This window comes from Cohnella suwonensis (genome assembly GCF_042655365.1).
Lineage (GTDB): Bacteria > Bacillota > Bacilli > Paenibacillales > Paenibacillaceae > Cohnella > Cohnella suwonensis.
Genome location: NZ_JBHSMH010000005.1, coordinates 351,638 through 370,968 on the forward strand (window position 1 = coordinate 351,638; position 19,331 = coordinate 370,968).

Annotated in this window: 23 protein-coding genes; 3 read left to right on the forward strand and 20 right to left on the reverse strand. The window is 59.0% G+C overall.

All coding sequences use genetic code 11. The annotated features are described in order from the left end of the window. Positions 1 to 295: 295 nt before the first annotated feature. From ACFPPD_RS03790 to ACFPPD_RS03830, 9 genes are all read right to left on the reverse strand, one after another. Positions 296 to 721, reverse strand: coding sequence for a peptidylprolyl isomerase (locus tag ACFPPD_RS03790; protein ID WP_209743273.1), 426 nt, complete (start codon positions 719 to 721; stop codon positions 296 to 298). Positions 722 to 751: 30 nt separating this feature from the next. Continuing rightward, positions 752 to 2,083, reverse strand: a complete 1,332-nt coding sequence (gene lysA / locus ACFPPD_RS03795) for a diaminopimelate decarboxylase (RefSeq protein WP_209743275.1) — start codon at positions 2,081 to 2,083, stop codon at positions 752 to 754. 155 nt (positions 2,084 to 2,238) lie between these two features. Beyond that, positions 2,239 to 3,747: a spore germination protein gene (locus ACFPPD_RS03800; RefSeq protein WP_209743689.1), complete on the reverse strand. Its 1,509-nt coding sequence runs from the start codon at positions 3,745 to 3,747 to the stop codon at positions 2,239 to 2,241. Positions 3,748 to 4,082: 335 nt separating this feature from the next. Next, complete coding sequence (locus ACFPPD_RS03805) at positions 4,083 to 4,508, reverse strand: stage V sporulation protein AB (protein ID WP_209743277.1); 426 nt, start codon at positions 4,506 to 4,508, stop codon at positions 4,083 to 4,085. Further along, positions 4,501 to 5,157 carry a stage V sporulation protein AA gene (locus ACFPPD_RS03810; protein WP_378081269.1) on the reverse strand — a complete coding sequence of 219 codons (657 nt, stop codon included), beginning with the start codon at positions 5,155 to 5,157 and terminating at the stop codon, positions 4,501 to 4,503. The genes ACFPPD_RS03805 and ACFPPD_RS03810 overlap by 8 nt, the downstream gene beginning before the upstream one ends. Before the next feature lie 146 nt (positions 5,158 to 5,303). Then, on the reverse strand, positions 5,304 to 6,062 hold the full coding sequence (sigF, locus tag ACFPPD_RS03815; protein WP_209743279.1) for an RNA polymerase sporulation sigma factor SigF: 759 nt from the start codon (positions 6,060 to 6,062) through the stop codon (positions 5,304 to 5,306). 25 nt (positions 6,063 to 6,087) lie between these two features. Continuing rightward, positions 6,088 to 6,534, reverse strand: coding sequence for an anti-sigma F factor (spoIIAB, locus tag ACFPPD_RS03820; protein ID WP_209743281.1), 447 nt, complete (start codon positions 6,532 to 6,534; stop codon positions 6,088 to 6,090). Then, positions 6,531 to 6,884, reverse strand: a complete 354-nt coding sequence (spoIIAA, locus tag ACFPPD_RS03825; RefSeq protein WP_209743283.1) for an anti-sigma F factor antagonist — start codon at positions 6,882 to 6,884, stop codon at positions 6,531 to 6,533. The genes spoIIAB and spoIIAA overlap by 4 nt, the downstream gene beginning before the upstream one ends. A gap of 166 nt (positions 6,885 to 7,050) precedes the next feature. Beyond that, complete coding sequence (locus ACFPPD_RS03830) at positions 7,051 to 8,211, reverse strand: D-alanyl-D-alanine carboxypeptidase family protein (protein ID WP_378081361.1); 1,161 nt, start codon at positions 8,209 to 8,211, stop codon at positions 7,051 to 7,053. A gap of 222 nt (positions 8,212 to 8,433) precedes the next feature. Here ACFPPD_RS03830 and ACFPPD_RS03835 point away from each other — a divergent pair, with 222 nt between their 5' ends. Next, a complete protein-coding gene (locus tag ACFPPD_RS03835; RefSeq protein ID WP_209743287.1) occupies positions 8,434 to 8,670 on the forward strand; it encodes a hypothetical protein in 237 nt (78 codons plus the stop codon). A 57-nt stretch (positions 8,671 to 8,727) separates the two neighbouring features. Here ACFPPD_RS03835 and ACFPPD_RS03840 read toward each other — a convergent pair whose 3' ends face one another. The 5 genes from ACFPPD_RS03840 to ald form a co-directional block, all read right to left on the reverse strand. Next, positions 8,728 to 9,555 carry a purine-nucleoside phosphorylase gene (locus tag ACFPPD_RS03840; protein ID WP_209743289.1) on the reverse strand — a complete coding sequence of 276 codons (828 nt, stop codon included), beginning with the start codon at positions 9,553 to 9,555 and terminating at the stop codon, positions 8,728 to 8,730. Between the two features lie 28 nt (positions 9,556 to 9,583). Continuing rightward, positions 9,584 to 10,759: a phosphopentomutase gene (locus tag ACFPPD_RS03845; RefSeq protein ID WP_209743291.1), complete on the reverse strand. Its 1,176-nt coding sequence runs from the start codon at positions 10,757 to 10,759 to the stop codon at positions 9,584 to 9,586. Between the two features lie 52 nt (positions 10,760 to 10,811). Next, positions 10,812 to 11,735 (reverse strand): tyrosine recombinase, encoded by a 924-nt coding sequence (locus ACFPPD_RS03850; protein ID WP_209743293.1) that lies wholly within the window; start codon positions 11,733 to 11,735, stop codon positions 10,812 to 10,814. Between the two features lie 57 nt (positions 11,736 to 11,792). Beyond that, positions 11,793 to 12,026, reverse strand: a complete 234-nt coding sequence (locus ACFPPD_RS03855; RefSeq protein ID WP_209743295.1) for a DUF4227 family protein — start codon at positions 12,024 to 12,026, stop codon at positions 11,793 to 11,795. 64 nt (positions 12,027 to 12,090) lie between these two features. After that, on the reverse strand, positions 12,091 to 13,206 hold the full coding sequence (ald, locus tag ACFPPD_RS03860; protein WP_209743297.1) for an alanine dehydrogenase: 1,116 nt from the start codon (positions 13,204 to 13,206) through the stop codon (positions 12,091 to 12,093). 154 nt (positions 13,207 to 13,360) lie between these two features. Between ald and ACFPPD_RS03865 the strand changes: the two genes are divergently transcribed. Next, positions 13,361 to 14,476 carry a S8 family peptidase gene (locus ACFPPD_RS03865; protein ID WP_209743299.1) on the forward strand — a complete coding sequence of 372 codons (1,116 nt, stop codon included), beginning with the start codon at positions 13,361 to 13,363 and terminating at the stop codon, positions 14,474 to 14,476. 72 nt (positions 14,477 to 14,548) lie between these two features. Here ACFPPD_RS03865 and ACFPPD_RS03870 read toward each other — a convergent pair whose 3' ends face one another. Both ACFPPD_RS03870 and ACFPPD_RS03875 read right to left on the reverse strand, forming a co-directional pair. After that, positions 14,549 to 15,013, reverse strand: coding sequence for a glutathione peroxidase (locus ACFPPD_RS03870; protein ID WP_209743301.1), 465 nt, complete (start codon positions 15,011 to 15,013; stop codon positions 14,549 to 14,551). 19 nt (positions 15,014 to 15,032) lie between these two features. Continuing rightward, positions 15,033 to 15,479 (reverse strand): MarR family winged helix-turn-helix transcriptional regulator, encoded by a 447-nt coding sequence (locus tag ACFPPD_RS03875; protein ID WP_209743303.1) that lies wholly within the window; start codon positions 15,477 to 15,479, stop codon positions 15,033 to 15,035. Between the two features lie 162 nt (positions 15,480 to 15,641). On the opposite strand from ACFPPD_RS03875, the gene ACFPPD_RS03880 reads away from it, so the two are divergent. Then, positions 15,642 to 16,124, forward strand: coding sequence for a glutathione peroxidase (locus ACFPPD_RS03880; protein WP_209743305.1), 483 nt, complete (start codon positions 15,642 to 15,644; stop codon positions 16,122 to 16,124). A 90-nt stretch (positions 16,125 to 16,214) separates the two neighbouring features. Here ACFPPD_RS03880 and fur read toward each other — a convergent pair whose 3' ends face one another. From fur to ACFPPD_RS03900, 4 genes are all read right to left on the reverse strand, one after another. Continuing rightward, positions 16,215 to 16,685 (reverse strand): ferric iron uptake transcriptional regulator, encoded by a 471-nt coding sequence (fur, locus tag ACFPPD_RS03885; protein ID WP_209743307.1) that lies wholly within the window; start codon positions 16,683 to 16,685, stop codon positions 16,215 to 16,217. A gap of 67 nt (positions 16,686 to 16,752) precedes the next feature. After that, positions 16,753 to 17,418 (reverse strand): stage II sporulation protein M, encoded by a 666-nt coding sequence (gene spoIIM / locus ACFPPD_RS03890; protein WP_209743309.1) that lies wholly within the window; start codon positions 17,416 to 17,418, stop codon positions 16,753 to 16,755. Positions 17,419 to 17,485: 67 nt separating this feature from the next. Continuing rightward, complete coding sequence (locus ACFPPD_RS03895) at positions 17,486 to 18,700, reverse strand: endonuclease Q family protein (RefSeq protein WP_209743311.1); 1,215 nt, start codon at positions 18,698 to 18,700, stop codon at positions 17,486 to 17,488. Continuing rightward, the gene (locus tag ACFPPD_RS03900; RefSeq protein ID WP_209743312.1) at positions 18,700 to 19,269 is read right to left on the reverse strand and encodes an NUDIX domain-containing protein; all 570 of its coding nucleotides are present in this window, start codon (positions 19,267 to 19,269) and stop codon (positions 18,700 to 18,702) included. Before ACFPPD_RS03900 ends, ACFPPD_RS03895 begins: the two co-directional genes overlap by 1 nt. Between the last annotated feature and the right edge of the window lie 62 nt (positions 19,270 to 19,331).

A 19,331-nucleotide genomic window follows, 5' to 3' on the forward strand; every position in this document is an offset into this window, starting at 1 on the left:
AAATTGCAAGCAACCGACTTGGAATTCATTACCTGCAACAACGCTTCGACTACCCGGGCGAAATTAGAGGTCTGCCGGGACGTTATTTCGGCGAATCAAGGGAATCCGAGACTGTTAGCGGTCTGGCAGGACGTTATTTCGGCGATCTCGGGCTGTTCGGCTGGATTTAGCGGCTTGGTGAGGCAATACCATGTGCCAACGGGGAAAAGCCCCTCAACGCGATCCTGTCGGATTGCATTGAGGGGCTAAGATTCTCGCGCGACTTCTCGCTTAAGGCGACTGCCGTTTTATGAAATTAGCTTACGCGGATCGATTCCATTTTTTCTTGGCCTTTCAGCGCTTCCACGTGCTCCATGCCGGACGTCACTTTGCCGAAGACGGTATGGACGCCGTCCAGATGCGGCTGCGGGTTATACGCGATGTAGAACTGGCTGCCGCCCGTGTTCGGGCCGCGGTGCGCCATTGCCAGGCTGCCTCGCTCGTGCTTATTTTTGTTGTGCTCGCACTTGATCGAGTAACCGGGTCCTCCGGTTCCGTTGCCGTTCGGGCATCCGCCTTGCGCGACGAATCCCGGAATGACGCGGTGGAACGGAATGCCGTCGTAAAATCCTTCGTTCGCGAGCTTCTCGAAGTTCGCGACCGTGTTCGGCGCGTCTTCGTCGAACAATTCCAGCTCGACTTCTTGACCGGTAGCCAATTTGATGACCGCTTGCTTAGACATGTAGGGATTCCTCCTATCGTTATGTGCCGATTAGTTCGATACGGTTTGCTTCTGCAACCGGGCCGGAATCAAGTCGTTGCCGACGATGTTGCCGTACGTTTCGCGGGCGACGACGAGATCCGCTTGGCCGTCTTTCACGAAGACGACGGCCGGACGGCGGATGCGGTTGTAATTGCTCGCCATGGCGTAGTTATATGCTCCCGTGCAGAATACGGCAAGCAAATCGCCGGTTTGCACTTCCGGAAGCTTCAAGTCCCAGATTAACATGTCGCCGCTTTCGCAGCATTTGCCGGCCACGGATACGACTTCTTCGAGGGCGTCGTTCGCGCGGTTCGCGAGCACCGCCTCGTATTTGGACTCGTACAGCGCGGGACGCGGATTATCCGTCATGCCGCCGTCGACGGCGACGTATTTGCGCACGCCGGGAATGTCTTTGCTTGTCCCGACCGTGTACAGCGTCGTGCCCGCGTCGCCGATAATGCTGCGGCCCGGTTCGATCCATACTTCCGGCAGCGGGAAATTCGCGTTCTCGCAAGTCGTGCGCACGGCGCCGGCGATCGCTTCGACGTAAACGCCGAGCGGAAGAGGTTGGTCGCCGTCCACGTAACGGATGCCGAAGCCGCCGCCGAGATTCAGCACGGTGAACGTGTGATTCAGCTTGTCGCGAATTTCGACCGCGAACGCGGACACTTTCTCCACCGCCATGCGGAAGCCTTCGACTTCGAAAATCTGCGAGCCGATGTGGGAGTGAACGCCGAGAACCTTCAAATTCGGCAAGCCGATAGCCGTCTCGATCGCCTTGAACGCCGTTCCGTTGCCCAAGTCGAAGCCGAACTTCGAATCTTGTTGGCCGGTGGAAATGTAGTCGTGCGTATGCGCTTCGACCCCCGGCGTGATGCGGAGCAGCACGTTGACGCGCTTGCCTTTGTCCGCAGCCAGAGCGTTAAGCAGATGAAGCTCGACGAAGTTGTCGACGACGAAGCAGCCGATGTTGGCGTCGAGCGCCATGTTGATTTCTTCCGGCGTCTTGTTGTTGCCGTGGAAGTGGATGCGCTCGGCGGGGAAACCCGCTTGAAGCGCCGTATACAGCTCTCCGTCGGACACGACGTCGAGGCTCATTCCTTCTTCTTCCGCGACGCGGCACATCGCCATGACGCAGAACGCTTTGGACGCGTACGCCACTTGGTGGCGAAGGCCCGTGGCGCGGAACGCTTCCATGAATTCGCGTGCGCGTTGGCGCACGAGCGCCTCGTCCACGATATAGAGCGGAGTGCCGAATTCTTTGGCCAGATCCGTAACGTCGCAACCGCCGATTTCGAGATGACCTTTGGCGTTTATTTTACTCGTACCATGCAAGAACATTAATGATTTCCCCTTTAGCGAAATTCGGGCGGCGACATTCGACCGTTCTCCCGGCGTTTGCACTTATAGCATGAGTATAGCCGAATTTCGCCGGCGGGGAAATGGAGGAATCGCCACATCATTTGCATTTTTGCCGCTTGCCTCGCGACGTCAAGCTACACGGGCTGTTTCCTGTTTTTCTTCGTCCGGTAGATCGACAGCCGCTTTTTGTTCGCGAACAACGGCTTTCGGATCAGAATGTCGCGAAAAGCGGCTGCGTTGAACGGGAGGAAAGGCCACAAATACGGCGCATTGAAGGAACGCTCGAACGCCAAGTATAGGAAGACGAGCGTTATGCCGACGACAAAGCCGATTTCGTGGAAGACGGACACCGCGACGAGCAAGCCAAGCCTGACGATCCGGTTGGCCAGCCCCAGCTCGTAGCTCGGCGTCGCGAACATGCCGACCGCCGACACGGACATATACAGAATGACCTCGTTGATGAATAGGCCGGTTTTGACCGCGATGTCCCCGATCAGGATAGCCGACAACAGCGTCATCGCCGTGACGAGCGGCGCGGGCGTATGGACGGCCGCGAGCCTCATCAAGTCGACGCCGACCTCCGCGATGATGAATTGCAGGATAATCGGGATTTGCCCGGACTTGTCCGCGCCGACGAAGCTGAGCCATTCCGGGCGCAAATAGCGCTCCTGGTTAAAAAGAAACCACAGCGGCATCAAGAACAGCGATACGGAAATGCCGAAGTACCTCACCCATCTCATGTACGTGCCCATGAACGGATTTTGGCGGTTCTCCTCCGCGTGCTGGACGAGATCGAAATAAGTCGTCGGCAGCAAAATCGCGCTCGGGGACGTGTCCACGATGACCGTCACGCTGCCGTCGAGCAACTGCGCCGCGACGACGTCCGGCCTTTCCGTGTACCGGACAAGAGGAAACGGGCTCCATCTGCTCCCGACCGTCATCTCCTCCAATTGCTTGTCCGCGAGCGGAAGGCCGTCGATGTCGATCGCTTTCACTTTGTCCCGAATCGATTCGACGAGATCCGTGTTCGCGATGTCGTCGATATATCCGATACAGACATCCGTTTGCGTACGTCGGCCGACTTTCATAATTTCGAAGCGCAGGTTCGGATCCCTCAGCCTGCGTCTGACGAGCGCAACGTTGACGAGAAGCGTTTCCGTGAAGCCGTCCTGGCTGCCCCTGACGACTTTCTCGAGCGAAGGTTGCTCCGGATTCCTGCTTGGATAACTCTTGGCGTCGATCAGCAGCACCGCCGGTTCCCCATCCACGTAGAAAGCGGTATTGCCCATTAGCACCTCGTCGATCATCAGCGGGAAGGAATCCGTCTTCTTGACTTGAACGGCCGGAACGTAATTCTCCAGGAACATGTGCATCGCGTCGTGATCAAGGCTGCTGTTCGGCTCCAAGTACGTCAGACGCTTAATGATCTCGGTAAGCGCCGTGTCCTTCGCGAACACGCTGAGGAACAACAAGGCGACGCGCCTTCCGCCGAACACCATCTCCCGGACTTGCACCTCGAAGCTTTTATCGAGCCCAATCGTAACGGCGAGCAACTTTTTCCAGGATTCCATATCGTCCGGAATTCGCTTCTGCGGCTTGCGGGACTGCTCGGAATCCGACGGCGCGGGCCCTTTCGCCTTCATGCCTTCTTCCTCCGGCGCTTCTTGGCCTCCCGTTCCGTCGTCTTTCCTATTGCCCTCCCTCTCGCCCTCGTGCTCTCCCTCGCTCCCGCCCGAAGCCGAAGCCGAGAAGTCGTCGAGATCCCGTTTCTCCTCTCCGCGTCTATCCCGCCTTCTCCTTCTTTTCCGTTCGCCTTCGCTTTTCTCGCCGTCCCCGTTTTTCCCCGGCTCTTCTCCGTTAGCAAGCAAGTCCGGGTGACCGGCATGCTCCAGATCCATGCTGCCGTGCTCGGTTCGTTCCACCGCTATCACGCTCCTCCGTAAAAAGTCTCATCCGATTCCGATATAGCGAATAACGATTACGGCTGCAGCCAAAGCCAATCGACGAGCGACCCCGTCACCTTCCCGAGCACGAGCGCGATCAGCAGCGAGAATAGATTCGGCTTGAGGCGGAATCTCTTCGCGACGATCGGCAGCACGTTCAACACTTCCGTAAGCGCCGCGGCGAACATGCCGACGAACAGCCCTTGGAAGACGGCGGGCACCAGCAGCGTCCACCCGGGAAGCCGGACGCCCCAGCCGAATTGATCCGCGCACACCCAATATAAAGAACCGCTCAGGATGGCCGACTCGAAGACGCCGGATAGCCGATGGGCCCGCGTCAACTGCACGAGGCGGGGAATAAGGTCGAGCACGATGAGGAGGGCGACGTAGGCGCTGCCGACCGCGAAACCTCCCGCCAAGCCTATTGTGCCGAGCAGAACGCCGCGAGCGATATCAAACACCCGCTCCTCCCTCCCTTTCTTCGTGTTTCTTGCGGTACTCCTCCGTTATGACGTAGTGGTTGACGTTTTCCTGGTACATGAACATCTCGACCTCGAGAGGGTTCGGCTCGTCGTTGAGCCGCTTGCGCAGCACGCGGTTGAAGAAAAGCAACATGCCCAAGCCGACGCCGAGCGAATAGGGAACCTGGAACAACCACGGGTGAGGCCCGGCGCCCCCGGTAATCAGCTCCGTGATTCTGCGCTGAACGGCGGGCATGTTCACGTCGGCGTGAAAGTTCATCATGGCCATGCCCGAGCCGAAGAAGAGCAATAACCACGCAAGCCCGAGTATGCCTTTTCTCGGCTTCACCTCTCCGGCCGGCGCGATCTCGAGCAACGCGTGCGGCTCCCCGAACGTCTCGATCATCGTTCCCGGCGAATGTTCGCGGATCGCCTTGACGACCTGAAGCATGTCGATCAGCAATAGATTGCCGTCTTTGTCGGTCACCTTATGCAACGGAATGCCTTTCAATCGCTCAAGAAGTCCCGGTTCCGTCACGAGCCTCGCGACGTCGCCGAGCAGAACGACCGAACCCGGACGGACGACGGCCCTTCTGCGCATGCGGACGTAGACGACCTTCGAATCGTCGGTCTCCGTCGTCGATGCCACTGTCGTTCCCCTCCCTTTGCCAGCATTTCGCTTAGTATGGTTCGAACGGAAGCGCAATAGTCCGCGCGGACGCAAAAAAGCGGTCCGCCTCCCGCCAAGGTTCGCGAACCGCTTTTTTATCGTAGACCGCCAGCCGCGCGTTTCGGCTACTGGGCGATTTGTTCTTTGATGCTCTGCAATATTTTTTTCTCCAGGCGGCTAACCTGCACTTGAGAGATGCCGAGCCTGCCCGCGACTTCCGATTGGGTCTGGTCCCGGAAGTAGCGTAAGTAGACGATCAACCGTTCGCGATCGCTCAAACCTTGGATCGCTTCCGTCAGCGCGAGCTTGTCGAACCACCGTTCCTGGGAGTCGTCGGCGATCTGATCCATTAACGTGATCGGATCCCCGTCGTTCTCGAACACCGTTTCGTGAATCGACGACGGCGGTTTATTCGCTTCTTGGGCGAACACGATTTCTTCCGGCGTCACGCCGATTTCCTCGGCTACCTCGCCGATCGTCGGCGCGCGGCCCAATCTTTTCGAAAGCTCGTCCTTGACCTTGCGCACTTTGTTGGCCATTTCCTTCAGCGAACGGCTCACCTTCAGCGTGCCGTCGTCGCGCAGGAAACGCTGGATTTCGCCGATGATCATCGGCACCGCGTAAGTCGAGAACTTGACGTCGTAGCTCAGATCGAACTTGTCCACGGACTTAAGAAGCCCGATGCAGCCGATCTGAAAAAGGTCGTCGCTGTCGTAGCCGCGGTTCGAGAACCGTTGCACGACGGACCAGACGAGCCGGATGTTGCTGCTGACGAGCGTGTCCCGCGCGGTCGTATCCCCGGACTGGCTCAGCGCGATAAGTCTTTTCACTTCGCTGTCATCCAGGTAAGCCGGCGGAGACGAACGTTTCCACTCTGATTCCATGCCTCCAACCCCTGCCGCGCGTCGATTAGTTGAACAGCGCTTTTTTCGATTCGATCCGTTTTCTCATCCGCAGAGAAGTACCGCCGTTTTCCGAGCTGACGACGTCGAATTCGTCCATGAAATTTTCCATGATCGTGAACCCCATGCCCGACCGTTCGAGCTCCGGCCTTGACGTGTACAGAGGCTGCCGGGCGAGTTCCAAATCCTCGATACCCTTGCCCTCGTCGCTGACCGAGATTTGCACCATGTCCCCTTCGATCGTCGCTTCGACCGTTACGACGCCGTCCGTCCCGCCGTCATAGCCGTGGATGATCGCATTCGTCACCGCTTCGGATACGACCGTCTTGATTTCGTCCAACTGTTCCAGCGTCGGGTCCAGCTGCGAGATGAAAGCGGCGACGGCGATCCGCGCGAACGATTCGTTCTCGGAACGGCTGGAGAAGCTCAGACTCATTCGGTTGCTTCCGCTCATGACACGACCTCCAGACTGGAGACCGCTAACCGCTCGGTGTCGTAGAATGATAGAATCTTGAACAAGCCCGATAGCTCGAACAACCGCCTGACGCCCGTTTGCACGTCGCACACGACCATTTTGCCCCCGCGGCTCTTCACGAGCTTATAGCGGCCGAGAATGACGCCCAGACCCGAGCTGTCCATGAAATGCAAATCTCTCAAACTCAGGACGACGTGGTCGCACCTGCCCCTCAATATCGCGTCCTCCATCTTAAAACGGACGACGTCGGCCGTATGGTGGTCCAACTCGCCTCTCAGGCGGACGATCAACACGTTGCGTTGCTGCTCCAGCTCGACTTGCAAGCTCATCCCCATTTCCCCTTCCCCATGTGCGCGTCTTCTTTGCCCCTGTCCATTTCTACGGGGGTCTCTCCCATTCCTGCCCTCCGACAAAACTAGAAGAAACGTCGGCCCGTTCGACAAAAAATCCCGAAAAGGCGGCGACGCGAAACCCGTCCAACCGCCTTTTTGCGCCTTATCCGGCGAAGAACAAATGACCCGTCGCCCTGCGCAGCAGGGTCCACCAACCGGCGCGGTCGACGGCGAGCGGCGACTCGACCGGAAACTCCGACAGCACCTCGTTCCCCCGGTACACGACAAGCTTGCCGACCGACTGCCCGATCTCGACCGGCGCCTTGACTTTAGGCTCGAGCACGAGCTCGTGGCGAATGCCTTTGCCCGCGTCCCCTTTCTTCAAGAGCACGCTGTAGGAATGCTTCGCGGTCAACGGAATTTTGCCGACTTCGCCTTTCTCGACTTCCAGCGTCCCGATCGCGTCGCCTTTCTTGTAGATCGGCACGTTCGTATATTGAGCGAAAGCGTAATCGAACAGATGGGACACTTCCGCGTTGCGCGTCTTCGTGTTCGGCTCGCCCATGACGACGGCGATGAGACGCAGGTTGTCCCGGCGTGCGGTCGCCGACAGGCAGAACTTCGCCTCGCTCGTGAAACCCGTCTTCAACCCGTCCGCGCCGCTGTAGAACCGAACGAGCTTGTTCGTGTTCACGAGCCAGAACGGCTTCGGGCTACTCTTGCGTAAGTAATCCTGGTACAGGCCCGTGTATTTCGTGATGCCTTCGTACTTGAGCAGCTCCCTCGACATGATGGCGATGTCGCGCGCCGAGCTCATATGGCCTGCCGCCGGCAGTCCGTTGCAATTGACGAACTTCGTGTTTTTCATGCCGAGCTGCTGCGCTTTCTCGTTCATCATCGCGACGAATTGCCGTTCGCTGCCGCCGAGCTTCTCGGCCAAAGCGACGGACGCGTCGTTGCCGGACGCGAGGGCGATGCCCTTCAGCAGCTCTTCGACGCTCATCTCCTCGCCGGGCTCGAGAAAGATTTGCGACCCGCCCATCGACGAGGCGTATTCGCTTGCTTGAACTTTGTCGGTCAGCTTCAGCTTCCCTTCGTCCAAGGCTTCCATGACTAACAGCATCGTCATGATCTTCGTGATGCTCGCGGGAGGCAACTGAACGTCGCTGTTTTTCTGATAGATGACCGTCCCGCTGTCGGCGTCCATCAGAATGGCCGACTTGGCGCTTGCGGCCATGTCGGTAACGGCTCCGCCCGAAGCGGGTTCTTTCGCGAGCGCGACGTTCGGAAGCGCGAGCGCGACGGCCAAACCGAGCGCAAGCAAACACGCTAGCGGTTGGAAACGGAATGTGATGCGGTTATCGTTACAGGCCAAAGATGGCTCCCCCTCCTGCGGCCGCAAGCGGCCATGGTTTGTTTCTTCCCCACAGTGTTCCCTGCTCGCATGGAAAATATTCCAAAGACAAAGATTGGAAGCCCGAATCCACATTGACGCACGAACGTTTGTTTGCTAAAATCAGACAAGAACCATCAAGGAGGAATTCCGATGTCCGAAGAGCGTTTCGATCGGCTGGATAACATGATGGGGCAGCTCATCGGCATGGTCGGCAAGGTGCTCGCGGAGCAACAGGACATGAAGAGCGACATCAAGGAAATCAATCAGAGACTCGAACGGGTAGAAACCGAGCAAGTCCGCTTTAATGACTCCATCACCTACTTATTGGACAAAACCGCGCAACACGATCATGACATTCACGTGTTCAAGACTCGCATATTCAAATAAAAAGAGCGGCACCTTTAACCGGTGCTCGCTCTTTTTTTTTAGTCTTTTCAAGCTTGATTACATTTTCGGAATGACGGCGAGCACGAGGGAAATGAACTGCTCTTTCACGAGCTCCGTCGTCTCCATGACCTCTTCGTGGGAAAGCGGCTGCGGCAAGATGCCCGCCGCCATGTTGCTGATGCAGGAAATGCCGAGCACTTCGATGCCGGAATGCCGCGCCACGATCACTTCCGATACGGTCGACATGCCGACCGCGTCCGCGCCGATCGTACGGAGCATCCGTATTTCCGCCGGCGTCTCGTAGTTCGGTCCGAGCAAGCCCGCGTAGACGCCTTCCTGCACGGAGAACCCAAGGGTAGCCGCCGATTCCTTGGCGACGGCGCGCAGCCGCGCGCTATACGCGTCGGACATGTCCGGGAAACGGACGCCGAGCGCGTTGTCGTTAGATCCGATCAACGGATTGCGCCCCGTCAAGTTCAGATGATCGGAGATGAGCATGAGGTTGCCGGGGTTGTACGTCAAATTAACGCCGCCTGCCGCGTTCGTAACGAGCAGCGTCTTGACGCCGAGCGCTTTCATGACGCGGACCGGAAGCGCCGTCCGCTCGGGCTCGTAGCCTTCGTACATGTGGAATCTGCCGCGCATGAGCAGAACGCTGCGTCCTTGCAGCTTGCCGATAAGCAGCTCGCCGGCATGTCCTTCGACCGTCGATACCGGGAAATGCGGGATGTCTTCGTAAGGAATCGTGACCGCGTCCTCCAATTCGTCTCCCAGAACGCCCAAGCCGGAGCCGAGAATGAGTCCGACTTCCGGACGGATGTCGGTCGTCGTGCGAATGAACGCCGCCGCTTCATCGATGATCGCTTTCGTGATCGCGTATGCCATGGTTTAATCTCTCCCTGTTCTCTATGGATTATTTCAGAAGCGCTAGAAAGCTATTGCCGTGCGTCGCGTAACCCGCTCCGAAGTTGTCGGAGATCGTGGCGGCAAGATCGGCGAACGTCGTCCGGTCTTCGATGCGGCCGGTGCCGGAAAAGCCGGGACTCCATGCGAGGATCGGCACGTACTCCCGCGTATGGTCCGTTCCCGCGTGAATCGGGTCGTTGCCGTGGTCGGCCGTGACGAGAAGCAGATCGTTGTCCCCCATCGCCGCCATCAGGTCCGGCAGCGAACGGTCGAATTCCTCGAGCGCCCGGCCATAACCTTCCGGATCGCGCCTATGGCCGTACAGCGAATCGAAATCGACGAGATTCGTGAACAGCAAGCCTTGGAAGTCCGCCGCCATTTCCTTGGCGGTGACGGCGATGCCGTCCGCGTTGCTCTTCGTCGGAATCGCCCGCGAAATGCCTTCCCCGCTGAAAATATCGTTGATCTTGCCGACCGCGACGACCTCCAGCCCTTTGTTCTTCAGCGCGTCGAGCACCGTCTGGCGCGGCGGCTTTACCGCGTAGTCGTGCCGGTTGCTCGTCCGTTTGAACGCGCCGGGACTGCCGACGTAAGGCCTGGCGATGACCCGGCCGACCGAGAATTCGTCCTTCATCGTCAAGCGCCGCGCGATGCGGCACCCTTCGTACAGCTCTTCGAGCGGGATGACGTCCTCGTGGGCGGCCAGCTGGAAGACGCTATCTGCGGACGTATAAACGATCCACGCGCCCGTCTTCATCTGTTCTTCGCCGAGCTCGTCCAAGATTTCCGTGCCGGATGCCGGCTTGTTGCCGATGACGCGGCGGCCGGTCAGCTCTTCGAACTGGCGTAGCAGCTCCGCCGGGAAGCCGTCGGGGAACGTGCGGAACGGCGTATCGATACGCAGTCCCATGAGCTCCCAATGACCGGTCATCGTGTCTTTGCCGACCGATACTTCGGCCATCTTGCCGTAATACCCCGTCGGGGACGATTCCGGCTCCCAATCCGCCAATCGCGCGATATTGCCGAGACCGAGCTTTCTCAAATGGGGCAATTCGAGCGGATGGACGCGCTCCGCGATATGTCCGAGCGTATGCGCGCCCAGGTCCCCGTAATCGGCCGCGTCCGGCATTTCTCCGATGCCGACGCTGTCCAGCACGATCACGGTCACTTTTCGATAGGCCATTGCGATTCCTCTTTTCGTCTGTCGCCATCGCGCGGCCCGAACGGCTGAATGATCAGCTTCGGGCACGCGGATGATTGCGCTCGTAGGTTTCTTTGATTTTGGGCTTGGCGCCCGATAAGTACATCTGGGTCGTCGCGAGCTCCGTATGGCCGAGCATTTCCTGCACCGCCCGGACGTCGGCCCCGTTCTGAAGCAAATGGGAAGCGAACGAATGCCTGAGCGTATGCGGGCTCGCTCTCATGCCGAGCTTGTCCGCGTATTGCTTCAGTATCTTCCAGAAGCCTTGTCGCGTTAATCGACTGCCTCCCCGGTTCAGGAATAAGGCGTTCGTCGGCTTGTCCGCCTTCTCCAATTCCGGACGAACCTCTTTCAAATATCGATCGACCCAACCAGATGCTTGGGCGCCGACCGGCACCATTCTTTCCCTTCCCCCGGAACCCAAGCATAGCAAAAATCCCATGTCGAGTCTAACGTCGGCGACGTCGAGCGAGACGAGCTCCGTCGCCCGCAGCCCCGTCGCGTACGACAATTCCAGCATCGCCCTGTCGCGTACGCCGTTTCCTTCGGTCACGTCCGGAAGCGCGAGCAGAGACTCGAGCTCCGCTTGATCGACCGTCGCGGGAGGCTTGCGTTCGGCCCTCGGCGATTCGAGCTGCATCGACGGGTCGTAATCGACCGCCCGCCGAATGGCGAGATATTTGCAGAACGCGCGAATCGCGACCGCGCGGCGCCTGGCCGTCGCGGCGGACTTCCCTTCCTGCCGAAGACCGTTCAAGTAGGCCGTCAGGTGATGGGGCCGCAAGTCGCGCGGGAACCGCACTGCCAAGGCATCCAAGCTTCGCCTGACATGCTCCAGGTCGGCGGCGTAGCCGAGCACCGTATTCGCGGATTTGCCGCGTTGTTCCTTGACGTATTCGATATAGCGACGGATCCAATCGCCGAGCGGAACGTTAGGTTCCGCGTAGTTGTCTTCCATTGTAGGCAAACTCCTTCCGGGCACGTATGTTGTATTCCACGCGCGCCCGGCCGTTTCCTACTCGCCCAGCCAATAAAATAATCGTAGCCGGTCTCCCGGCGAACCGTCCGGGTCCCCGCCTTCGCCGGAGTGGAACACCTTGGCGGCTTTGCCTTCCGGCACCTTGTACGGATCGGAAGGCTTGAGCCAGCCGTGGAACCAGCCGAAGAACCCGTGCGCGAATACCGCCAGCGCGAGAAAAAGGAGCGTGAACTGCAGACGCTCCCACCATTTTTCGTAAGGTCGCTCCATCGCTCGAACTCCCCTTCTTGTCCGGACTCTTATTCATCCGTATGAAGAGGAGGCCGAAATCATGTCACCAGAGGCTCTCGAGCGGCGTATAAGGCTGCTCGACGGCCGCCGCCACTTGCGAATGCGTAATCGCCCCCCGATAAGCGTTAACGCCTAGCGCGAGCATCGAATTGCTCTTGATCGTTTCTTGGAACCCTTTGGCCGCGAGCTGCAGCACGTAATCGATCGTCACGTTCGTCAGCGCGAGCGTCGATGTGCGAGGCACTGCTCCGGGCATGTTGGCAACGGCGTAATGGATGACGCCGTGTTTCTCGTACACCGGATTCTCATGGGTCGTCGCCCGGTCGATCGTCTCGATCGAGCCCCCCTGATCGACGGCGACGTCGACGATGACGGCGCCTTTCTTCATCGTCTTGACCATCTCCTCGCTGACGAGCCTCGGCGCGCGGGCGCCCGGGACGAGTACGGCGCCGATGAGCAGGTCGGCTTTGCGAACCGCCTGCGCGATGTTGTACGGATTGCTCATCAACGTCCGAAGACGGCCTTGAAACACGTCGTCCAAGTAGCGCATCCGGTCTCCGCTCTTCTCCAGCACGACGACTTCCGCGCCGAGCCCGAGCGCCATCTTCGCGGCGTTCGTGCCGACGATGCCGCCGCCGACGATGATGACATCGGCCGGAGGCACGCCCGGCACGCCGCCTAGCAAGACGCCGCGGCCGCCTTGGAACGCCTCCAAATACTTGGCGCCCTCTTGCACCGACATGCGGCCGGCCACTTCGCTCATCGGCGTCAGGAGCGGCAAACTTCCGTTCGGCGCCTGGATCGTCTCGTAAGCGATCGCCGTTACGCGCTTCTCCGTCAGCGCCTTCGCAAGCCCGGGCGCAGCGGCGAGATGCAAATAAGTGAACAGAAGCTGATCCTCGCGGAAAAATCCGAATTCCTCGGGTAACGGCTCCTTCACCTTGACGATCATGTTCGCTTCGGCCCACACTTCGGCCGCTTCCGCTACGAGCTTCGCGCCGGCTTTCCCGTATTCGTCGTCCGCGAAGCCGCTTCCCTCTCCCGCTCCCGCCTGCACGATGACGGTTTGCCCTTGGCGCACGATCATTTCGCAACCCGCAGGCGTAAGCGCGACGCGATATTCCTGCTTCTTGATTTCTTTTGGCAAGCCGATGATCATTTCTGAATTCCTCCCGCCCTTTGGCTTCGGTAGACATCCTTAGAATTGCTTCGTTCCGCCGTCGCTATGCCCTCCGCGCCATGCACCATATCCCCGGGTTCCCCATATTTTACAAACAGTAATAGGCGTTGAAATGCCGACGGGAGGGATCGCCTTGAATGCGCTAGCGAAAACGATCGGTCAATCGGTCAAGCCGCGTCCGTCCGCGCGAACGGAACGCAAAAACATCGTCTTCCATCGGGATGCCGATTATAGGCGTTGCCTGAAGCAATTGGCGGCGGCCGGCATCGTGCCGGTCAAGAAAGTCGACGCGTTCCGCTTGATTTGCTGCCATGCGGACAAGAGCAGCGACTGGAAAGCGTTGAACGCCCATCCCCGCGTTGCCTTCGCCGAGCGCGACCGCAAAGCGAAAGCGCACGATGTCGTCATTCCGAGTCGCATTCCATGGAACGTGAAGCGAGTAAAAGCGCCGCCGCAATGGAACACTTCCGGTTTCGGCGCAGGCGCGAAGATCGGAATCCTCGACACGGGCATCGCCCGTTCGCCGGACTTGACAATCGCGGGCGGCGTGAACACGATCGGGGGCAAGTCGTTCGCGGACGACAACGGTCACGGCACGCATGTCGCAGGCATCGCGGCCGCAACCGGCAGACAGCGCATCTACGGCGTCGCGCCCAAAGCGAAGCTGTTCGCGGTAAAAGTGCTCGACGCCTCCGGCAGCGGCTTCATTTCCGACATCGTGGAAGGCATCGATTGGTGTTTGTCCCGCGGCATCCGAATCATGAACATGAGCTTCGGCTTGACCGGCGATAGCGCGATACTGAAGGCCGCAATCGTTAAAGCGAGAAGGCGGGGCGCGGTCATTGTCGCGTCCCCCGGCAACAGCGGCACGGCGCTGAGGCGCATCGACGCCCCGGCTAGATATCCGCAGACGATCGCGGTCGCGGCCACGACGCGGGCGAACCGGGTCGCGTTTTTCTCCAGCAGAGGGAAGGGCATCGATATCGCCGCTCCCGGCGTCAACATTTTGTCGACGTGGCTCGGAGGGACGTACCGGCGGGAATCCGGCACGTCGATGTCGGCTCCGCACGTGACGGGAGCGGCGGCGCTTCTGAGGGCGATCCGTCCGAAGCTGACCGCGACCGAGGTCGCGCGCCGGATCAAGAAAGCGGCTTTGCCGATTCCCGGAGGAGCGAATGCCGTCGGCAGCGGTCTCCTTCAAGCGGCCCCCGCCGCCGCGGGATTAAAAAGGCTGAAGCGAACCCCCTAACAATATATGTTCGCAAGGCGAAAAAGGGAGGCCCATCCGACGGAGGGCCTCCCTTTCCTTCCCATCATTCATTCAGCCGAGCAACTTCTCGATTTCCGGTTTCAATTCGAGCGGTTTCGCCGTCGGCTCGAAATGTTTCACGACTTTGCCGCGGCCGTCGACGAGAAACTTGGCGAAATTCCAAGTGATCTCCGCTCCCGTGCTTTCCGTCAAATAGGCGAACAGCGGGTCGGCGTCCGGCCCTTTCACGTCCAGCTTCTCGAACATCGGGAAAGTCACGCCGTAGTTGAGGCTGCAGAACGCCTCCGCTTCCGCCGCCGTTCCCGGCTCCTGGCCTCCGAACTGGTTGCACGGGAAGCCGAGAACGGCCAAGCCCCGATCTTTGTATGTCTCGTGAAGCTCTTGGAGCTCCTTGAATTGCGGTGTCAACCCGCATTCGCTGGCAGTGTTGACGATCAGCAGCGCTTTGCCTTCGTATGCGCCGAGATTGACGGCTTCTCCGTTCGCCTTACGCGGCGAGAACGAGTATATGGACATGGATAGTTGCCTCCTCTGACTAGTCGTCATGCTGGGGTTGGATTCGATTCATCAAGCTTGCGAGCTGTGCGCGCAGCTCTTCCGCCGCGACGGGAGAGAACCCGGCTTGGCACAGCATTTTCTCCGGGATGAGCCTCGCCTCTTCTTTCAGGGCGATCCCTTTCTCCGTCAAAGCGATAATGACGCTTCGTTCGTCGGATTTATCTCTGATTCTCGACAGCAAGCCCATCTGCTCCAGCTTCTTCAGCAACGGGGTCAACGTTCCGGAATCCAAGTACAGCCTTTGGCCGAGACGCTTCACCGTTATCCCGTCCTCTTCCCACAGCGCCAGCATCGTCACGTATTGCGTGTAAGTCAGGCCGAGCTCTTTCAACAGGGGGTGATACAGCTTCGTGATTTCCCTCGAGAACGCGTACGCGGCGAAACAGAGCTGGTTGTTCAGCTTCATCGCGGAGTCGGTATCCATCCGATTCTCCTTTCTTCCCGCGCTTCGCGGGTTGAATGATTGCATGCAATTTAATCGACCCTACTATACCATTAGCGTTCCCCGGCTGTCAAAGCCTTGACATCTCCTATTTAGATTGTATACAATTGAATTAATCAAGAGCGACTAGAGGAGGAATACCCGATGTCTATTTACGACATTCCCTTAAGCACGTCCCGCGGCGACAATACGAACTTGGAGCCGTATCGCGGTAAAGTGATGCTGATCGTCAACACCGCGAGCAAGTGCGGTTTCGCCCCGCAGTTTAAAGGCTTGCAGAAGCTGCACGAGAACTACGCGGGCGAAGGCTTGGCCGTACTCGGTTTTCCGAGCAACCAATTCGCGAACCAGGAGCCGCTCGAGGGCGAGGGGCTTGCGGAGCACTGCCAGATCAACCATGGCGTCACTTTCCCTCTCTATGCCAAGATCGACGTGAAGGGACGTACTGCGCATCCGCTCTATCGGCATTTGACGAAAGCCGCGCCGGGCTTCCTCGGACTGAAAGGCATCAAGTGGAACTTCACCAAGTTTCTCGTCGACCGCAACGGCAAAGTCGTCAAGCGCTTCTCCCCTACCGATACGCCGGAGAAAATCGAAGAGCAAATTCGGCGGTTATTGAACGATTAAACGTTAACGCCCCCTTCGTCGGCATGCAAAAAGGCTACCCTCGGGAGGGTAGCCTTATTCTATGTTCGCGTAAATACGTCGGATATTCGTTCACTTCGGCTCCTCTAGCGAGCCCTCCGATTCTTTCGCTTTGCACTTCGCGCATATGCCCTGGAAATCCAAACGGTGATCGAGAACGGCGAAGCCGTACTCCCGTTCCAATCTTTCTTCCAGAGGTCCGAGCCAGTCTTCCATGATCTCGGTCATGGAACCGCACTTAACGCAGATCAAGTGATGGTGATGATGCTTGTTGCTGTCCGTACGCAGATCGTATCGCGCGACGCCGTCGCCGAAATTCATCTTCTCCACGACGTGCATTTCGCTGAGGAGTTCGAGCGTACGGTATACGGTCGCCAGACCGATCTCGGGGGCCTTGTCCTTGACGAGCATGAATACGTCTTCCGCGCTCAGGTGGTCTTCCTCGTTCTCGAGTAGCACCCGGACGGTCGCTTCCCTTTGCGGGGTCAGCTTGTAGCCCTGAGACTGCAACTGCTGTTTGATTTTTTCGATGCGGGCTTCCATGTTTTCCCCCTCCGGTCGCTACTGCACTTCCTTTCATTATAGGACGAGCCTATTCGAATAGTCAAACCTATCGTAAGAAATTAGCATGAATGGTAGACGTCGTCGACGAAACGGAAGGCGGCGCCGTCCGCGAAACTAAGTACGGAGACACATACGCCTCGAACAAGGAAGCGACGACGAGCGCGACCAGCATCAATCCCGTTACGGCCGTATGGGCCAAGAACGGAGGCAACAGCTGGCCTTTACGGCGGAACAACCGCTCGCGCACGACGAAATAAGCGAATCTGGCCGCCGAGATGCTGGCGATCATGAGCGCGGGGACGACGATGGCGTTCTGCGGCGCGGTCGCGACCAAGAAAAACCAAACGCCCTTCCATTCGAATTGTTGCGCGAGCAAGGCGATAGCGAAGCCGACGAGGACGCCTTTCAGGAAATCGAGGGCGAACACGAACGGCAGACCGATGACCGACAATCCGAGCAGCCAGATCAATAGCAGCCATTTGGCGTAAAAGCGGAAATTGCTCCAAAACGCGTCGGAAGCCGACAACTGGTCCGGATGTTCTAACGTCGTTAAATAAGCGCCCAGATGATCGGCCAGCTCCTGTTGCTGCTCGAGCGTCAGCGCATGCACGAGCATGCCGCCGAAGATCGCCCCGACGATAACGAGAACGCCCACGAATACGTAAAGATTGACATTGTCGCGGGCCGACAGGTTCCATAATCTCAATTGCATCGAAGCAACCTCCTTGTCCGCCGTGCGTACAGGCTTCGTGCCTATTCGTATGCGGGACGAGCCGAGATTATGATAGAACGATCGCGCCGTACGTGCCTCCGTTGCCAGCGGCGAAATCGAGCTTACCTTCCCTCGCGGCGATAATCAAAGACGCCGCTTTGCTTCCGGCTACGGCCGCGATCGACGCTTCGGGCAAGCGGTGCAACACGTCCATTTCCGTGCCCGCTTCCGCGAACAGCTTCTCCCTCGTCGCCGGCCCGACGCCCGGGAAGAAGGATAGCGGCACCTGGGCGCGATAAGGCGGCCTGGGGACTTCCGGCGGCGCGACGTTGCGGTCCGCCAATTGCGCGATGCGCCCTTCCACGCCCCGGACGAGCTTGAGACTGCCGCAGAACGGGCAGCCTCCGGTCGACGCTTCCGCGCCCGGCACAGCCTTGCCGCAGACTCGGCAATACGTCGTATGATATTTGCCGAGCCGCGGATGCAAACCGAAGTTGGCAACGATGCGCCTTCCTTCCGCGCCCATAAGCGCCTTGGCGAGCTCTTCGAATGTCGGTTCCGCGAGCAGCAGCTCGTTGCACTCCCGGCCGATCATGCCGGCGGAGTGAGCGTCGGAATTGGTCAGGAACGGGTAGACGTCGAGTTCGGACAACGTGCCCGCCATCTCCGTATCCGCGCTCAAGCCGAGCTCGACGGCTGCGATGCCGTCCGGGTCTAGCCTATCCGACAACCGATCCGCGGAGCAGCCGAGAAGGCCTCTGTGCGGCGTGAAGACGTGAGCCGGCACGAGCAACCCTCCACGATCCAGCAATTCTCTCTGCAACTCCCGAGCGCTTGCCCGGACCCGCTGAGAGCTGAGCGAGACGTTCGTTACCCTCGGCTTCATCCATTCCGTCCACTCTTTCATCGCCTCGAGCGTTGGCAAATAGCCGAGCAGATGGAAAGGCCCACCGCCCTCCTCCTTCACTTCCATCTCGATGCCTGGCAAGATCGTCGTCCGGCGGTAGCGGATGCCTCCCCCTTCGACCTCTTGCATGTCGCCGGCATCCAGACACGCTTCCATCTCCGCCTGAACGGCCGGAGAATGGCAATCGATAACGCCAACGAGCTCGATCCCTTTGCGTTCCGAAGCTTCGCGCGCGATGTTGCGGAACGTCAAATCCTTGCTGCCGCTGATCTTGACGGGCTTGCCGTCTTGGCTGCGCCCGATATGCACGTGGAGATCGGCGAACACGGGCGCAAGCGCTCGATCCGCGTTCGCCGATAGTTTTTCCGGGCTCATCAGAACGAGCCCGTCAACGCGTGCATGCGCCAAGCGTACACGGCCAGCAGCGTCTTCGCGTCGCAGATTTTGCCTTCTTCGATATACCTCTGCGCCTGTTCGAGCGATATCGCCTCGCAGGTGAGGAATTCTTCGTCGTCGAGGTGGACTTCGCCCTGCTCCAGGTCGTCCGTGTAATACAGATGGACGATCTCTTCGGCGAAGCCGGGAGACGTCGAGAACGAGCTCAAGTGGCGGATGCTTCTCGCCCGATAGCCCGTCTCCTCTTCCAGCTCGCGCCTAGCCGCCGCTTCCGGTTCCTCTCCCGCGTCCAGCTTGCCCGCCGGGATTTCGACCTGCGCTTTATCGAGCGGCTTGCGGAACTGCTCGACGACGAGCATCTTGCCGTCTACGATCGCCACGACCGCGACAGCTCCCGGATGCCTCACGATTTCCCTCGTCGCCGTCTCGCCGTTCGGCAAGCGGACCGTGTCCACCTGCAAAGAGATCATGCGGCCCTCGAATACGGATTCGGTACGGATCGTTTCCTCGTAAAACGGGTGTCTTGCCTTTTCCTTTTGCTTGTTCATCTTCCGATGGCCTCCAGTCATGAATGAAGAAGTAAACGCATATGTTCAACATATAAGCTTGT

What these genes read in the sequence shown, in the direction of transcription:
- ACFPPD_RS03790 (WP_209743273.1), bottom strand. Translation starts at nt 721, where the DNA reads ATGTCTAAGCAAGCGGTCATCAAATTGGCTACCGGTCAAGAAGTCGAG.
- lysA (WP_209743275.1), bottom strand. Translation starts at nt 2,083, where the DNA reads ATGTTCTTGCATGGTACGAGTAAAATAAACGCCAAAGGTCATCTCGAA.
- ACFPPD_RS03800 (WP_209743689.1), bottom strand. Translation starts at nt 3,747, where the DNA reads ATGAAGGCGAAAGGGCCCGCGCCGTCGGATTCCGAGCAGTCCCGCAAG.
- sigF (WP_209743279.1), bottom strand. Translation starts at nt 6,062, where the DNA reads ATGGAATCAGAGTGGAAACGTTCGTCTCCGCCGGCTTACCTGGATGAC.
- spoIIAB (WP_209743281.1), bottom strand. Translation starts at nt 6,534, where the DNA reads ATGAGCGGAAGCAACCGAATGAGTCTGAGCTTCTCCAGCCGTTCCGAG.
- spoIIAA (WP_209743283.1), bottom strand. Translation starts at nt 6,884, where the DNA reads ATGAGCTTGCAAGTCGAGCTGGAGCAGCAACGCAACGTGTTGATCGTC.
- ACFPPD_RS03835 (WP_209743287.1), top strand. Translation starts at nt 8,434, where the DNA reads ATGTCCGAAGAGCGTTTCGATCGGCTGGATAACATGATGGGGCAGCTC.
- ACFPPD_RS03840 (WP_209743289.1), bottom strand. Translation starts at nt 9,555, where the DNA reads ATGGCATACGCGATCACGAAAGCGATCATCGATGAAGCGGCGGCGTTC.
- ACFPPD_RS03845 (WP_209743291.1), bottom strand. Translation starts at nt 10,759, where the DNA reads ATGGCCTATCGAAAAGTGACCGTGATCGTGCTGGACAGCGTCGGCATC.
- ACFPPD_RS03850 (WP_209743293.1), bottom strand. Translation starts at nt 11,735, where the DNA reads ATGGAAGACAACTACGCGGAACCTAACGTTCCGCTCGGCGATTGGATC.
- ACFPPD_RS03855 (WP_209743295.1), bottom strand. Translation starts at nt 12,026, where the DNA reads ATGGAGCGACCTTACGAAAAATGGTGGGAGCGTCTGCAGTTCACGCTC.
- ald (WP_209743297.1), bottom strand. Translation starts at nt 13,206, where the DNA reads ATGATCATCGGCTTGCCAAAAGAAATCAAGAAGCAGGAATATCGCGTC.
- ACFPPD_RS03870 (WP_209743301.1), bottom strand. Translation starts at nt 15,013, where the DNA reads ATGTCCATATACTCGTTCTCGCCGCGTAAGGCGAACGGAGAAGCCGTC.
- ACFPPD_RS03875 (WP_209743303.1), bottom strand. Translation starts at nt 15,479, where the DNA reads ATGGATACCGACTCCGCGATGAAGCTGAACAACCAGCTCTGTTTCGCC.
- ACFPPD_RS03880 (WP_209743305.1), top strand. Translation starts at nt 15,642, where the DNA reads ATGTCTATTTACGACATTCCCTTAAGCACGTCCCGCGGCGACAATACG.
- fur (WP_209743307.1), bottom strand. Translation starts at nt 16,685, where the DNA reads ATGGAAGCCCGCATCGAAAAAATCAAACAGCAGTTGCAGTCTCAGGGC.
- spoIIM (WP_209743309.1), bottom strand. Translation starts at nt 17,418, where the DNA reads ATGCAATTGAGATTATGGAACCTGTCGGCCCGCGACAATGTCAATCTT.
- ACFPPD_RS03895 (WP_209743311.1), bottom strand. Translation starts at nt 18,700, where the DNA reads ATGAGCCCGGAAAAACTATCGGCGAACGCGGATCGAGCGCTTGCGCCC.
- ACFPPD_RS03900 (WP_209743312.1), bottom strand. Translation starts at nt 19,269, where the DNA reads ATGAACAAGCAAAAGGAAAAGGCAAGACACCCGTTTTACGAGGAAACG.